The sequence below is a fragment of the Cupriavidus sp. MPR-AND1C genome (assembly GCF_058809705.1).
In genome coordinates this window covers 140,823-155,216 of the sequence record NZ_JBXASU010000001.1, presented here as the reverse complement: position 1 = coordinate 155,216, position 14,394 = coordinate 140,823, and the positions used below count along the sequence as shown (strand labels likewise).

Annotated in this window: 10 protein-coding genes; all 10 read right to left on the bottom strand. The window is 68.4% G+C overall.

Annotation, left to right across the window (positions count from 1 at the left end; genetic code table 11):
- Window positions 1-20: 20 nt before the first annotated feature.
- The 10 genes from AC1RWI_RS00725 to AC1RWI_RS00680 all read right to left on the bottom strand — a co-directional run bounded on the left by AC1RWI_RS00725 (window position 21) and on the right by AC1RWI_RS00680 (window position 14,393).
- Window positions 21-2,477, bottom strand: coding sequence for a polysaccharide biosynthesis tyrosine autokinase (locus AC1RWI_RS00725; RefSeq protein WP_492863868.1), 2,457 nt, complete (start codon window positions 2,475-2,477; stop codon window positions 21-23).
- A gap of 57 nt (window positions 2,478-2,534) precedes the next feature.
- Window positions 2,535-3,320, bottom strand: a complete 786-nt coding sequence (locus AC1RWI_RS00720) for a Crp/Fnr family transcriptional regulator (RefSeq protein ID WP_492863866.1) — start codon at window positions 3,318-3,320, stop codon at window positions 2,535-2,537.
- Between the two features lie 57 nt (window positions 3,321-3,377).
- On the bottom strand, window positions 3,378-4,535 hold the full coding sequence (locus AC1RWI_RS00715; RefSeq protein ID WP_492863864.1) for a polysaccharide biosynthesis/export family protein: 1,158 nt from the start codon (window positions 4,533-4,535) through the stop codon (window positions 3,378-3,380).
- Between the two features lie 177 nt (window positions 4,536-4,712).
- A complete protein-coding gene (locus AC1RWI_RS00710; protein WP_043356595.1) occupies window positions 4,713-6,440 on the bottom strand; it encodes an FAD-dependent oxidoreductase in 1,728 nt (575 codons plus the stop codon).
- 148 nt (window positions 6,441-6,588) lie between these two features.
- Complete coding sequence (locus AC1RWI_RS00705) at window positions 6,589-7,797, bottom strand: glycosyltransferase (RefSeq protein ID WP_492863862.1); 1,209 nt, start codon at window positions 7,795-7,797, stop codon at window positions 6,589-6,591.
- Window positions 7,797-9,308 (bottom strand): hypothetical protein, encoded by a 1,512-nt coding sequence (locus AC1RWI_RS00700; protein ID WP_492863860.1) that lies wholly within the window; start codon window positions 9,306-9,308, stop codon window positions 7,797-7,799. The genes AC1RWI_RS00705 and AC1RWI_RS00700 overlap by 1 nt, the downstream gene beginning before the upstream one ends.
- Before the next feature lie 13 nt (window positions 9,309-9,321).
- Window positions 9,322-10,608 (bottom strand): acyltransferase family protein, encoded by a 1,287-nt coding sequence (locus AC1RWI_RS00695; RefSeq protein WP_492863858.1) that lies wholly within the window; start codon window positions 10,606-10,608, stop codon window positions 9,322-9,324.
- A gap of 101 nt (window positions 10,609-10,709) precedes the next feature.
- Window positions 10,710-12,014, bottom strand: coding sequence for a glycosyltransferase WbuB (locus tag AC1RWI_RS00690; RefSeq protein WP_492863856.1), 1,305 nt, complete (start codon window positions 12,012-12,014; stop codon window positions 10,710-10,712).
- Window positions 12,015-12,208: 194 nt separating this feature from the next.
- The gene (locus AC1RWI_RS00685; RefSeq protein ID WP_492863854.1) at window positions 12,209-13,384 is read right to left on the bottom strand and encodes a glycosyltransferase family 4 protein; all 1,176 of its coding nucleotides are present in this window, start codon (window positions 13,382-13,384) and stop codon (window positions 12,209-12,211) included.
- A gap of 19 nt (window positions 13,385-13,403) precedes the next feature.
- The gene (locus AC1RWI_RS00680; protein WP_492863852.1) at window positions 13,404-14,393 is read right to left on the bottom strand and encodes a GDP-L-fucose synthase family protein; all 990 of its coding nucleotides are present in this window, start codon (window positions 14,391-14,393) and stop codon (window positions 13,404-13,406) included.
- Between the last annotated feature and the right edge of the window lies 1 nt (window position 14,394).

The following is a 14,394-nucleotide window of genomic DNA, read 5'->3' as shown; positions in this document are numbered from 1 at the left end:
CAAAAGGCGAAGAAGGCGAGTCAGCCGATGCGCCAGGCCGGCACCGTGCCATCCTCCGGCGCGCTCGCGCGCAGGTAGTCGCTGGTCTCGGCGCAGCGCTCCCGGTTGCTCCGGCGCACCTGCACGCCATTGAGCACGCCGCCGATCACGTTGGCGTGGGCCCGGTCCAGGTATTTGAGCGCCTCCGCCACCTTCTCCTGCGGAGTGTTGCCGGCACGCACGAACAGCAGCGTGGCGCCGGCAACGCGGCTGACCAGCGCGGCGTCGGCCACCGCGAGGATGGGGGGCGTATCCACGAGGACCAGGTCAAAGCCCGCGGCGCAGGTGAGCAGCACCTCGCGCAGGGCGGGCAGCATCAGCAGCTCGGATGGATTCGCCGGCCGCGTGCCGGCCGAGAGCAGCCACAGCCCGCCGACAGCGGTGGGCTGGATCGCATCATGCAGCGTGAGGGCCCCGCCCAGCAGGTCGGCCAGCCCCAGCGTGCCCTCCAGGCCGAACTGCCCGGCCACGCGGGCACGGCGCAGGTCGGCGTCGACCACCAGCACGCGCATGCCGGCCTGCGCCGCCAGCACGGCCAGGTTGACCGCGCCAAAGGTCTTGCCCGCGCCTACGCAGGCGCTGGTGATGGCCACGATGTGGTTGGCAGCGCCGTCCATGGCGAAGTGCAGCGACGCGCGCAAGGTGCGCAGCCCCTCAACGGCCGGGGCATGCGGATACTGCCGCGCGAGCAGGTACCGGTCGTGCAGCACCGTGTCTTCACACGCCGCGCCGGGGTGCACCGAAGCGGTGGACACGCAGTGGCGCAGGCTCGCCCGCGCCGCGTCGTCCGTGCCGCGTGCGAGCCGTACCGTCTGGCCCGGCTCGCACACGGACAAGACCGGTGCGCGCAAGGGCCGCGGCTGCGCCAGGCTCTTGCGCTCCAGCTCAAGCTGCTCGGGGCTGAACACGACCTCGCCCACCATCGGCAGCGCCAGGCTCCCTTCGATCGCGGCCGCACTCTGCATGCCCCGGGACGCGCGGCTCTTGAGTACTGCCAGCCCGGAGCCGGCCAACAGGCCCAGCAGCGCCGCCAGGCCCGTCGCCAGCGCCCGATTCGGTCCGACCGGCAGCGCAGGCGCCACCGCAAGGTCCACGAGCCGCACATCGCTGCTCTGGTCGGACTGCGCCAGCGACAGCAGCTGTGCCTGCCGGCGCAAGGACATGTACATGTCCTCGGCCACCTTCACGTCGCGGCTGAGCGCCCCCGACTCCCGCTCCGCCTCGGACAGCCCTTGGCGCCGGCTATCCATGCTGCGCCTGTCGCCGCGCAGCTGCTCGATCTGCTCGTCGATCGCGCGCACTTCCTGGCTCTGCGGCATGTAGTTGCGCAGCAGGCGCGCGCGCTCGAGCCGCAGCCCGGAGATCTGCCGCTGGTACTCGATGCTGCCGCTGAGATAGGACTGGGATTCCTGGGAAGGCTGCAATGACCCGGCGCGCGCGCGGTACCGGGCCAGGGCCGCCTCGGCGGCCTCCAGCTCGGCCTTCACGCGCGGCAGCTCGCTGGAGACGAAATCCAGCTGCTGGTTGTCCTGCTCGCGCCGATGGCCAACCTGCGTATCGACAATCGAGCGCGCCACGGCATTGACCACGGCCGCGGCATGCTCCCGGTCGGCGTCGCGCCAGACGATGCGCACCGCGTCGGCGGCTGCACCCGCGGCCGCGCCAGCCGCGCCGCCCGCCTCTGCGCCATTCGGCCCGGTTGCCGTGGCCGTGCCACGCTGCGCCTCCAGCCTGAGTCCGCGCGCCAGCAGCTCGACAGCCGTGACGGCATCGCGGCGCATCACCACGAACTCGGTTCCCGCGCGCGCGGTGAGCTGCGCCAGCTTGAGCGAAACGCCATTGCCCCGCGCGATGTCGCCGACCTTGCCCGTCAGCAGCACCGCACCGTCCTCGCCCAGCAGGCGAAAGCGCTGGTCGCCCAGCGCCACCAGCGTCAATGGCTGGTTGAGCAGCGCGTCGGGCACGTTGAGGGCGATCAGGTCGATCCGCTCACCACCCCAGGCGTAGGCGGACAGGCTCTCCAGCGGTGCAGCTAGCGGCGTGGAAAGCGCACTGGCCAGTGCACCACCGGCGAACCGCGCCCATAGCGTGCCGGCCACGGGCACCGTGCGCGGGGCCGCGACGATATCGAGCCGGGTTTCCCGCACCACGGGCGCCAGCACCGCGCGGCTGGTCATCGCGTCCGGCCGCAGTGCGTCGGCTGGCTGCCCCGCGTTGGCCGGCGCAAGCCGCCTGGCAGACTCCGGGCGCACCAATACATCGGCCTGGTACATGGCAGGCAGCGACCACGCATACAGCGCGCCGCACAGCGCGCCGAACAGCGTGGCGGCGAGGATCCAGCCGGCATGGTCAAGCAGTGCCCGGGCCGTGTCCCAGCGCACGCGGGAACCCGGCTGCCGGGATGCCGCAGACAAGCCCACTTCGGTAAAGGTAATCACGCTCAGTTCCCCCGCATGCACTCCATGCACTCCATGCACTCCATGCCCTTCATGCGCTCAGTGCGCGTGATGCGCGCACACAGCCAGCGCGCGGGCGTGTCCCACCCGTTCCGGCAAGGCCGGCCCGTTATCGCCGGTGTACAACAAGCGCCCGTATTCGCGCCTGACGAGGCCGTAGCACTCGCAGGCATGCAGCTCCAGCCGGACCCGGTCGATCACCGTGATGTGGCCGCGGCTGTAGTGGATCAACCCGAGATCTGCCAGTTTCCTGGCGGCCTCGGTCACGCCCTCGCGGCGCACGCCCAGCTTGGTGGCGATGACCTGCTGGGTGATGGCGATCTCGTTCGAGCAAAGCCGGTCGACGGCGAGCAGCAGCCAGCGGCAAACCTGCTGGTTTAGCGAGTGATAGCGGTTGCACACCGCGGTCTGCGCGATCTGCGTGAGCAACGCCTGCACGTACAGCAGCGTCAGCCGCAGGATTGCCGGCGAGCGCAGCAGTTCTTGCCGCAGCTTGTTCGCCGCGAGCCGGTAGCCGAACCCGGGCGTGTGCACCTCCAGCCGGTAGGGCATGGCATTGCCCCCCGTCACCACCGGGATGCCGACCATGCCCTCGTTGCCTGCCGTGGCAATCTCGACGGTGGTGGAGTCCTCCAGGAAGGACAGCATGGAGACGACCGCCGTGGTCGGGAAATACACATGATTGGTATGCTGCCCGCAATCGGTCAGCAGTTGCCCGGGGCGCAGGCGCACCAGTTCGAGGTGGTTGGAGATGGCCTCCCAGTCATCGCGCGGCAAGCCGCGCAGGAGGTGATTGAGGTCCGGCGCTAATCGCTGGCTGTGCATCACGTGTTCCCCCTGCAAGACCCCAACTGCCCAACTGCCTGCCCCGCCAGCCCTGGTTTATTTGCCCAGTTGCTTGGTGAAGAACAGGGTCTGGATGGTCGGCGTGATCTGCTCGAGCACCCGGTTAAAGCGCACGGCATCCGACGTGCCCACATACACCACGTCGAGCGGCTCCATGCGGAACTGCGTCGACAGCAGCAAAGCATCCACCTGTGTCATGTCAAGCCGGTACACGGCCGGCTGCGTCGGGTTCTCGCGCGCGCCGCGGATCACGAAGACCTGGCGCGGGTCGGCAGCGCGGATGTCGATGCTGTTGACGCCGGCGAGCGCGTCGGCCAGCGTGAGGCGGCCCTTGTTCATCAGCAGCGAGGTCGGCTTGACCACTTCGCCCATCACGAAGATCCGGCTGGAGAGCCGGTCGGGCACATTGATGATGTCGCCGCCCTGCAAGAGGAAATCGCCAACGCCATTGCGCCGCTCGGTCAGCGTGTCGAGATCCAGTTCGTAGACCTTGTCGCCGCGCGTCAGCCTGACCTTCTGCACGTCAGCGTCGGGCAAGGTGCCGCCCGTGCGCGCAATGGCGTTGATCATCGAGAGCGGCACATCGGTGACCTGCAGCGATCCGGGGTTCTTCACCAACCCCGTGACGTCGATCCGGCTGTTGCGGTACGACACCACGCGCACGTCGACCCGTGGGTCCCGGATCTCCTTGGACAGCGCCGTGGAGATCATGCTGCGCACCTGCTCCACGGTCTTTCCGCCAACCCGCAGCATGCCCACGGGCGGATAGTAGACCTCGCCATTGGCGCCGACGCGAAACCCGTTCTGCTCCAGCGGCGCCTGCTGCTGCGCGCCGTCGGCGCCGGGCGCGATCGGCGCGGGCGGCATGTTCGCCGCGCTGGAGCTTAGCTGCGGGTTGTACAGCACCGTGACGCCCAGCAGGTCCTGCGGGCCGATGCGGTACTCGTACTTCGCGATGCTCTGGGCAAGGTCCGCGCCCGTGGCGGGCGTCACCTGGCTGTTGGTCGTGGCGACCGCGTCGATCTGGCGGGAAATCACCGCCGCGTCGATCAGCTGCACCGGGAAAGCTTGCGTACCAGTCTTGGCGCCGATGTCGTCATGCAGGCGACTCGAGTCCAGCGCAGGGCCCGGCGCCCACGCGCATCCGCCAAGCACGCCGACGAATGCAAGAGCGGGAAAGATCCTGGTTGCCATGGCAGCGCCTCCTTGTCGTGAACCATATTCAAGTCGTTTGAGGGCGCTGTGCCTGCAACGATCTATCCGGGGTTCCGCCCCCGGATAGCCGCAAGATTCGCGCCAATACCTGGTCTTTATGTACGTTGGGCCACAGTGGCGCAGGCACGCCGGCGCCAAGGCGTAGCCGCCCCGAAGTCACTCCTCCCGCAAGGGCATCAAGCCCTGCGCCGCGCCCGCCAGCGTCATCGCTTGCTCCGGCTCGCGTGCAGGCGCCTTGCGCTGCGGCGTGCCGTCGCTCGCGTAAGTCGCGCACGGCATGCCGAGCTCCCGTGCGATGTGCCCGCCCAGGCGCAATGCCAGCGCAGCAATGGTGATGGTGGGGAAATTCGCGCCAACGGTCGGGAACACCGAACTGCCGGCCACGTAGAGATTCGAGATGCCGTGGACGCGGCTATTGCGGTCCACCACTCCCATTGTTGGCGAATCATGCATGCGTGTGGTGCCCATGTGGTGCCAGGTACCTTCGAGCTCGGCCGGCCAGGGCTGGCCCTCCACGGGTGGATCCAGCGCGACTTGCGCCACGCCGCTGCTTTGCAGCTCCTGCGCCAGCAGCGCAAAGGTGCGGTCGAAGGTACGCTGCACCAGGCTGCCCACGCGCCAGTGCACGCGCACGCGCGGCACGCCGAGCCGGTCGCGGTGTTCGGACAGCGTCACCCGGCTGTCCGGATCGGGATCGGCCTCCACGATAGCCTGCATCTTGACGTCGGTGATCAGCGAGCGCGGCTGCATCAGCCGCGTCAGCCCGAAGCCCACGGTGTCGACCGGATGCGCGGCCATGGTCAGCAGGTCCCGGGTGAGGCTATGGCCTGGCTGGTCCTTCTTCAACAGTGCCTGCTTGGTGCGGAACAGCGCCTGCGCGCCTTTGCTGCCTTCGCCGTAGAACATCGAGAAGAACCACACCCGCGCATTGAGCAGGCGTTCGCGCTCCAGCACGGCGGGCTTGAGCGCGAGCTGCGAGGAGACATAGGTGCCGTTGGCACTCACCGCCGCGTTCTGGTAGTGGTACTTGATGTCGTAGAGCTTGTTGCGCGCCCATCCCTTGTTGAAGCGGACACTGCCTGACATCAGCCGCGGATGGTCCATGAAATAGCGACCCACCAGGTCCGCGCCATTGCCCAGGCCGGCAGGCTGCACCTTGTTCGATGCGAGCAGCAGGCGCGCGTTTTCGATGCCGCCCGTGGCCAGCACGAACAAGCGCGCCGCCACCTTGATGTGCCGCCCGCTGAGCGTGGCGACCGAGACCGCCGTCACCGACGTGGCGTCAGCATTGGTGCCGATGTCGACCACGTTGGCGTAGAGATACACCTTGACGCGATGCGACTGTTCCAGCGGCTCGCGGTACAGCTTGCCAAAGCGGGCCGGCGGGCTGAACTGCGAGATCGTGTCGCGGATATGCTCGCCGATCAGCGGCAGGCGCCGCACGTCGGGACGGCGGATGGCAGCCTCCCAGTAAGCGGGATCGAAGTTGTTGGGCCCGAGCTTGAGCAGCGCATGGGTGCGTTCGTAGTATGGGGTGAGCTCATCGAGCCCGAACGGCCAGCCGCTGTGCGCCACCCAGCTGCGCTTTTCCAGGTCCCACGGGTCCAGCGGGCGGCACCAGCCGCCCCAGCAATTGCTGCTGCCGCCGAGAAAGCGGCTGCGGCTGCCGTCGGCGAAGGTATAGGGCAGCCCGATGTTCTCGCCGCGATAGAGGTCACGCGTGTCGTCGTCGGCCTTGTAGCCGCCACTCTCCAGCAAGCAGGCATCGATGCCAAGCCGCTGCATCTCCAGCGCCAGCGTGATGCCAGCCACCCCGGCACCAATGATGCAGACGGTGGTATGCACGACGGTGTCCTCTTCGAGCTTTCTGGTGTCGATAAACATCTGCTGCTCCCCCTGCTGGCCGGTTTCAAGACGGATTTCCGCTACCCTTCGCGCTTCCATCTTCGTACGGCGCCCTCGCTCGCGTGCGCCAACATTGCGCTAACCGCGGCCAAGCGCGTGCGTTGCCGGACGCCTCGCGCATCGCGCATCAGGCATCGCGGCCCAGCCACTCGGGCTCCATCACGGCCTGCGCCGGCTCGCCCGACTGCAGCACGCGCAGCAGGTCGCGAGCCATGCTCTCCACGGTGAAGCGCCGGTTGAACGTTGCCTTGGCGCAGGCGCGCATCTGCGCGCGCCGGGCGTCGTCCATCGAGAGCCAGCGCCGCAGCAGCGCCTCGCATCCCTCAACCGTGTCGGGCGCGGCCAGGCCCGCGCCGTCACGCTCGATCTCGCGCCAGATGTTGACCTTGTCGGAGATCAGCGCGGGCACGGCGCACCCCAGCGCCTCGGCCACCGCGATGCCGAAATTCTCCTGGTGCGATGGCAGCGCGAACACATCGCTGGCATAGAACGCGCCCCACTTCATCTCTGCGTGCAACATGCCGGGCCAGCTCACGCGTGCGCCAATGCCACGCGCCGCGGCCTGCGACTGCAGCCGCGGCACCCATCCCGCGCTATCGGGGCCCGCGATCACGAGCTGCGCCTGCGGGTCCAGCGCCGCCACGCGGGCAAAGGCGTCGATCAGCAGGTCGCAGCCTTTCTTCTCGTGCACGCGGCCAAGAAACAGGACGATGCGCTTGCCGCGCAGCTCGGGGTAAGCCGCCAGGAAGCGCTCGCGCAACGCCACGCCGCCGGCGTCGTGCTCCGGGGGCGGCGACTGCGTGCCAAGGCTCACCACCGACTCCCTGGCGCGGTACAGCCAGAAGGACTGGCTGGCCAGGCGCCGCTCTTCCTCGGCGGTAAACAACACGGCCCGCGCATCGCGCAGTACGCGGTACTCGGCCCACGGCCAGTAGAGCCACTTCTTCAGGTGCTTGCGCGGGTAGGCACGCTTGAACCAGGGATCGAGCATGCCGTGCGGGTAGACGTAGTACGGCACCTGCAGCTTGCGCAGCGCGCGCCATGCGCCAAAGCCATGGTATTGCCACAGGCCGTTGACGATGACCGCGTCGAACTCCTGCGCATGCTCGCGCAGCCAGGGCACCAGCCGCGGCGAGTAGTGGTAGTAGCCGCGCGCGGGCCCCAGCACGTGCAAAGGCAAGGGGAAATCGGCCAGGTAGGGCGCATCCGGCGGATCGAGCGACAGCACCTCCACGCGATGGCCCTGCGCAATAAGCTGGGCGCTGCCCTGGCGCACGCATTCCACCGGTCCGCCCAGCCTGGGATCGATCGATGAAAGCAGGTGAAGGATGTTCATCAGTCGACTCCTTGCGGGGCAAATCGCAGACGCTTGGGCGCGCGCTCTGGCTGGTCATCACCCACCGCGTTGGCAGCCGGCGCGCGGGCTATCGTTGTCAGCATCGGCGCATGGAGCCCGGGCCTGAGCGCGGGCGCCCCCGCCAGCGGGCCTCGCCTGGGCCAGCCCTCTTTTGCCTGTCGCGCCTGGCGCGCGCGTTCGGCCGCCGCCGCGCCCTGCGCGGCGAGCTTCGCGGCCGTCGAGCGGGCCAGTTGCGCATGCGTGGCCACCAGCAGGCCCAGCGCCACGCCGTACACCACGCCGGAGAAGCGCGGGCCCAGCGGATTGCCACCGATCGACGTGGCCGGCAGCGCCGCCAGCACCAGCAAGGCGCGGCCCATCACGGCCAGGTTGGGCGCGTTCGGCGCCACGCGCCGCCAGTGGCGATAGGCCATGCTGCCGCGATAGAGCGAGAACAGCACGATGGCGGGAAACGCGATGCCGAACAGCAAGCCGCCCGCGAACAACTGGTAAACCCAGAAGTTATGCCCCGCCGTCCACTCGTTGATGGCATAGAACTCTTTCTCGCTCATCTGCCCGGAGAGCGCCTTCAGGTAAGCGGGCGAGTAACGATAGAAATGCCCGTAGCCTTTGCCGACCATGAGCGACGTCGTGTTCGAGGTGACCTGGTCATACTGGTCCTTGAGCTCGGCGAGCCGGGTGGCGGTGGTCGGGTCGATGCCGGAAGCGGTTGCCTTGCCCGCCGCAATCCGCTGGGTCCAGTGCGCGGCGACGCTCGGAAACAGCTCCGAGCCAATCAACGCGGTGCCACCTACCAGCACCGTCGTGATGACGACCGCGCGCAGCACGGCCTTGAGCAGATGGCGCAGCGACGCCGCGCTCAGCCACGTGGCAAAGCAGAACAGCAACGCCGTGCCGACCAGCAAGCTGCGCGTGACGCTGAGCATCTCGATGGCCACGGTGCCGATGAACAGCAGCACGGTGAACCTGGTCACGCGCCTGGCAATGACGAACTCGTGCAGCAGCACGCCCTGCGTCGCCAGGAAGACCACCGAGACAATGCGAAAGCGCACCGTCTCCAGCCCGCCCCCCACCGCCATGCCGTAGGCAAAGCTGAACAGCAGCGACGTCACCATGGCGGCGAACATCGCCGACTCGATCTGCGTCAGGCGCGCTTGCGGCCACGGATGGCGCGCGGCCAGGTAGCCGATCAGCAACAGCATGAACGGCAACAGCACGCGCAGGTAATTGCCGACATCGTTGCCCTGGACCCACTGCGGGACGATGCTGCCCGGCACGGTCAGCAGCAACGCGGCCATGACCACCGAGCTCAGCCGGGTGCGCGTGACAAAGCGCGGCGCGATCAAGGCCAGGGCAATGCCCGCCGCGATCACTGGCAGGGTCAGCAGGATCTGCGTCAGGCGGCTGCCGTTTTCATCGACGCTTTTGAAATCCACTGCCAGCGGGCATAGCATCAGCCATATCCAGAGGGTCGCGAAGCGGTTGCGCATGGCGGGCCCTCCTTCATCCGTTGGCGGCTGGCACCGGCACGGCCGGTGCCTGGGCCGCCGATGCGGGCGGCACCACAGGCGGCACTACGGGCGGCACTGCAGGCGGCACTACGGGCAACACTAAGCGCGGGCGCGCCAGCCGGCGCCGCAACTGCCGGCGCATCGGTTCCTCGACATAGCGGTAAATGGCCAGGCTCAGCAAGATGGCCAGCGCCACCGCCAGCCAGCCGGCCTGCTGGCGCCAGCCGGCCAGGTAAGCCATGCGCGCCAGCGGTACGTGAATCAGGTAAAGCGCGAAGCTGGCTTCGCCAAGCGACACCAGCCAGCGCCGGTGCAGCACGCCTGCCACCGGCCGCTCCAGCAAGGCAAGGCCAAGGATCAGCGCGCCAAAGAACGGCGCCTGCAGGTAGAAGGCAGGACTGAGCGGGCGCAGCACCGCCAGCGTGCCGACCGCGCAAACCGCCACCGCCACCAGCCCCATGCCGAGCGTGTGCCGGCTGCCGCCAGCGCCACGCAGCCGCGCGTAGGCAATACCAGCGCAGACACCAAGCACGAACTCGAAGAGGTGGGTCAGCGGAAACTGCGCCACCAGGAAGCCATGCCTGGACGGCGGCAGCACCGCCAGCAGCAACGCGATCCAGGCACCTTGCAACAGCCACAGCGCCAGGCACAACAGCGCCAGCGCACCGCTGCCGCGCTTTTCCAGCCAGCGCAGCAGCAACGGAAACAAGGCGTAGAAGAACGCCTCGCAGGAGATGCTCCAGGCGGGTCCGTTCCAGGGCTGGTTGAGCGCCGAGAATGGCAGCCACGCGGTCAGCGCCAGCAACTGGGCCACGAGGCTCACCGCCAGCATCGCGACGTACGCCCCTTTGAGCCCATACCACTCGCGCAGCAGCGTGCTGTCGCCCGTATGCAGGAGCCACACCGTCACCGGCAGCGACAACAGCAGCGACAGCACCAGCACCGGGTAGATCCTGGCGAAGCGCGCGGCATAGAACGCGGTGGCGCCGCCTGGCAGGCCGATCTTGTCCCGGTAGGTGAAGGTCAGCACAAAGCCGGACAACACGAAAAACAGCGACACGGCCGGCCGACCGCCGTCCGCCACCTGCAGGAACCACACCGGGCCGTTGAGCACGCCGATCTCGGTGAAATGGCAGAGCACCACGGTCAAGGCCGCCAGGAAGCGGATGCTGGTGAGCGCGGGCAATGTCGCCACGGCGTGGCTTGCGGCGGCCGTGCCGCGAGGCCGCGCCGCCGCCCGGCCTTGTGCTGGCGCCGCTCCTGGTTGTGTCGCTGACATGCCTCACCTCCCCTGTCCTTTCTTGCACTCGGTTCTGCGCCTGCCTTCTTGTTGTTGCGTGCGCGACGCCCGGCCTACGCCGCTTACCGCAACTACCGCACCTACTCCACCTTCTCCGGCTGCAGTACGTTGGCCGGGAGTTCGTCCCCAACGCGAGGCTCCCCCGCCGCCGGCCGGGCCGCGCCTTCGCCGCACAAGGCACGCAGCCTGGCGTCGAAGCGGGACAGCACGGCGGCCGCGGACAGCGTGGCCTCGGCGTAGCCGCGCGCCGTGGCCCCCAGCTCCGCGCGCAGCGCGGGCGACGCCGCGAGCCGCTTGATGGCGCCTGCCAGGGCCTCGACGTCGTCCGGGGGCACCGCGACCCCGCGCGGCGACACCGCCGCGAACAGCTCGGTCCCCGGCAGCGCCATGGCGACGATGGCGCGGCCGCTGGCAAACATGCCGGTCAGCTTGGAGGGCATGACCAGGTCGGCCGCATCGCCGCGCTGGGGCAGTACGTGGATGTCCGCCAGGTTCAACAGCTCATTGAGCCGGTCGACCGGCTGCAGCGGCAGGAAGCGGCAGTTGTCCAGCCCGGCGCAGTGGGTTTCCAGCATCGCCCTGGCCGGGCCGTTGCCGCAGAAGACAAAGGTGATGCCGGCATTGCCGGCCAGTGCGGCAACCGCGCACACCAGGATGTCCAGGCCTTGCTTCTCGCCCATGTTGCCCGCATAGAGCACGACCTTCTGGTCCGGCGGGATGCCGAGCTCCTCGCGATAGGTGCTGGGCCGCTCAAGCGGATGGATGGCGGTGGTGTCCACCCAGTTGGGCAGGCGGAACACGCGCGTGCTGGCCACGCCCTTGCGCACCGCATGCTCGGCCATCTTCTCCGAGATGGTGGACACCACGTCGAAGCGGCGCATCACGAGGCGCTCCATGGCAAGCGCCGCGCGCCGCAGCCTTGCGCCCTTGAGCATGCCCAGCTCAAAAGCCGCATCGACTTCGTAGTCCTGCACGTGGAGCCAGGTCCTGGCGCCGGCCAGGCGCGCCACCACCCATGTGGCGGGCACGCTCATCAGGCTGGGCGCGATCGCCATCACGGCATCCGGGCGCCATGGCACCTGCCTGAGCAAGGACGGCAGCGCGCCAAGCGCGAAGCTGGCGAGGTGCAGCAGGCGCGTGACGCCGGTCGGGCGCGCGGGCACCCACAACGGCGCGCGATGCACCTGGACGCCGCCGCGCAGCTCGCGGGTGTAGCGCCAGGCGGAGTATCCCTCGCCCACGCGCCAGCCGGGGTAGTAAGGGGGCGCGCAGACCACGCGGACCTCATGCCCGCTGGCGGCCAGCGCTTCGGCCATCTCGGCGGTGTATTTGCCGATTCCGGTCAGCTCCGGCGCATAGTTCTGTCCGCAGATCAGGATTCTCACGGGACGCTCCATTCGGTTCTGCGTGTGTCACTCCGGCAACTTGACGCCTTCCTCCCGGCCAGCCGGCCGACCGGGGAACGCCGCGCATGCGGCGAACGCGCGCAACCCTGCCTGCAATGGCCGCAAAGGCCATCGCAAGATCAAGACACACGGCAGGAAGAAGGCGGCCTGGGTACCGGGTACTGGGTCCTGGCTTAGGTCTGCACGCCCGTTCGCTGATGCACTTGCGGCTCGCTGAGCATCGCGGCGCAGCCGCGCGCGATGTTCGACGCGGCATTCGCCGGATCGAAGCGCCGGATCACGGACAGGCAACGCTCCGCGCTGGCCTGGGTATCCGCGAACGCTGCCAGCGCGCGGGTCATGCCGGACTGCAGCGCAGCGGTGCTGCGCGCCGGCACCGCAAACCCGGTCTCGCCCTCGAGCACCAGCTCCGGCACGCAGCCGCAGTTCTCGCTGACCACGGCCGGGCAGCCATGGGCCAGCGCCTCGTTGACCACCAGGCCCCACGGCTCGCTATGGCTGGGCAAGACCATGCAGGCTGCCCGGTAGTACTCCCTGGACAGGCCTTCGTCCTGCAGGCTGCCGACCTGGCATACCGCGGCCTCAAGGCCGAGCTCGGCCGCCATCTGGCGCAGGGTGCCTGCCATCGGCCCGGTGCCGACCAGCCGCAGCGTTGCCGACGGCATCGTCTTGTGCAGGCCAGCGAAGGCTTCCAGCAGCGTGTCCAGCCCCTTTTCTTCCGACAGGCGGCCCACATACAGGAACACGGGCGCACCGTCGGCACGATGCTTCAGGCGCTCCTGCAGGGCTTGCTCGGGCTTGTAGGTGGCTGGCATGGCGGCCGCCTGGCAGGGCGTGAAGATCCGCTCCGGCTTGGCGCCGAGCGACATCAGGTACTCGCGGCTGCGCTCGCCAAAGCCGAAGTAGCCGTGGCACAGCGAGAAGAACACGCGCTTGGGAATGGAGGTCAGCATGCGCCGCGGCCGGTCCCGCCCGGTGGAGTCGCAAAACACCGCGCGCCGCTTGCCGGTGACGATGCAGGCCAGCAGCATCGCCCAGTATTCGGGACGGTGGTAGCCCGGCAGCACCACCAGCTCGCCCTTGGCCTTGAGCACTTCCCAGGTCAGGCGCGCGGTCATCTTCCAGCGCGGCACATCTTCATAGCAGCCGGCGTACAGCTGGTGCATGGGATAGTTGTGATACGAGTAATCGACGTCCGAGAAGCCGAGCCGGAAGTGCTCCGTCTCCGCGATCTGCACCATGTCGTAATGGATCGAGCTTGCCGCCGACTGGCTGTGCAACGCCGAGAACACCGCGCCCTTGTGGCGCGACCAGACTACGTTGTGGAATATCGTGACTGAGCCTGACATTGTTATCTCCTGTTTGCGGTCACTCGATAACGGCACCGCAGAGCGCCGTTGCCCCTGCCTGCCCGACCCTGGGCAACCCCTCTTCCATGCGCTGCGCATACTCCTGGTAGATGGCGGAAATCCCTTCATCAAGGCCGATCGCAGGCCGCCAGCCGATCTGCCCCAGTTTCGAAACATCAAGCAGCTTGCAAGGCGTGCCGTCCGGCTTGGAGGTATCGAACACGAGTTCGCCCTCGAAGCCGGCGATGCGGCAGATCCGCTGCGCCAGCTCGCGGATCGACAGGTCCCGGCCCGTGCCGACGTTGAATACGCCATGCGGCACCTCGCGCTCCAGCAGGAACAGCGTGGCCGACGCGAGGTCATCCACATGCAGGAACTCGCGGCGCGGCTTGCCGGTGCCCCAGATGGTCACGCTCGGGGCGCCTTGCCGGGTTGCCGTGCAGGCCTTGCTGATCAGCGCCGGCAGCACGTGGCTGGTGGCGAGGTCGTAGTTGTCGTTGGGGCCGTACAGGTTGGTCGGCATCACCGAGAGATAGCGGGTGCCGAACTGCCGGTTGTAGGCCTCGCAGAGTTTCAGCCCGGCGATCTTGGCGATCGCGTAGGCCTCGTTGGTGGGCTCCAGCGCGCCCGTCAGCAGGTACTCCTCGCGGATGGGCTGCGCGCAGTCGCGTGGATAGATGCAGGACGAACCAAAGAACACCAGCCGCCCCACGCCCGCCTGGTACGCGGCGTGGATCACGTTGGTCTCGATGACCAGGTTCTCGTACAGGAAGCTGGCCGGGCGCGTGGCATTGGCAAGGATGCCGCCGACGCGCGCCGCGGCCAGCAGCACCACCTCGATGCCCTCGTCGGCAAAAAAGCGGTGCACCGCGCCCTGGTCCGTCAGGTCCAGCTCGGCGCGGTCCCGCGTCACCAGGTTGCGGTAGCCATCGGCCCGCAGCCGCCGCACCAGCGCGGAGCCCACCATGCCGTTGTGGCCTGCGATAAAGAAAACTGTGTTCTTGTCCATG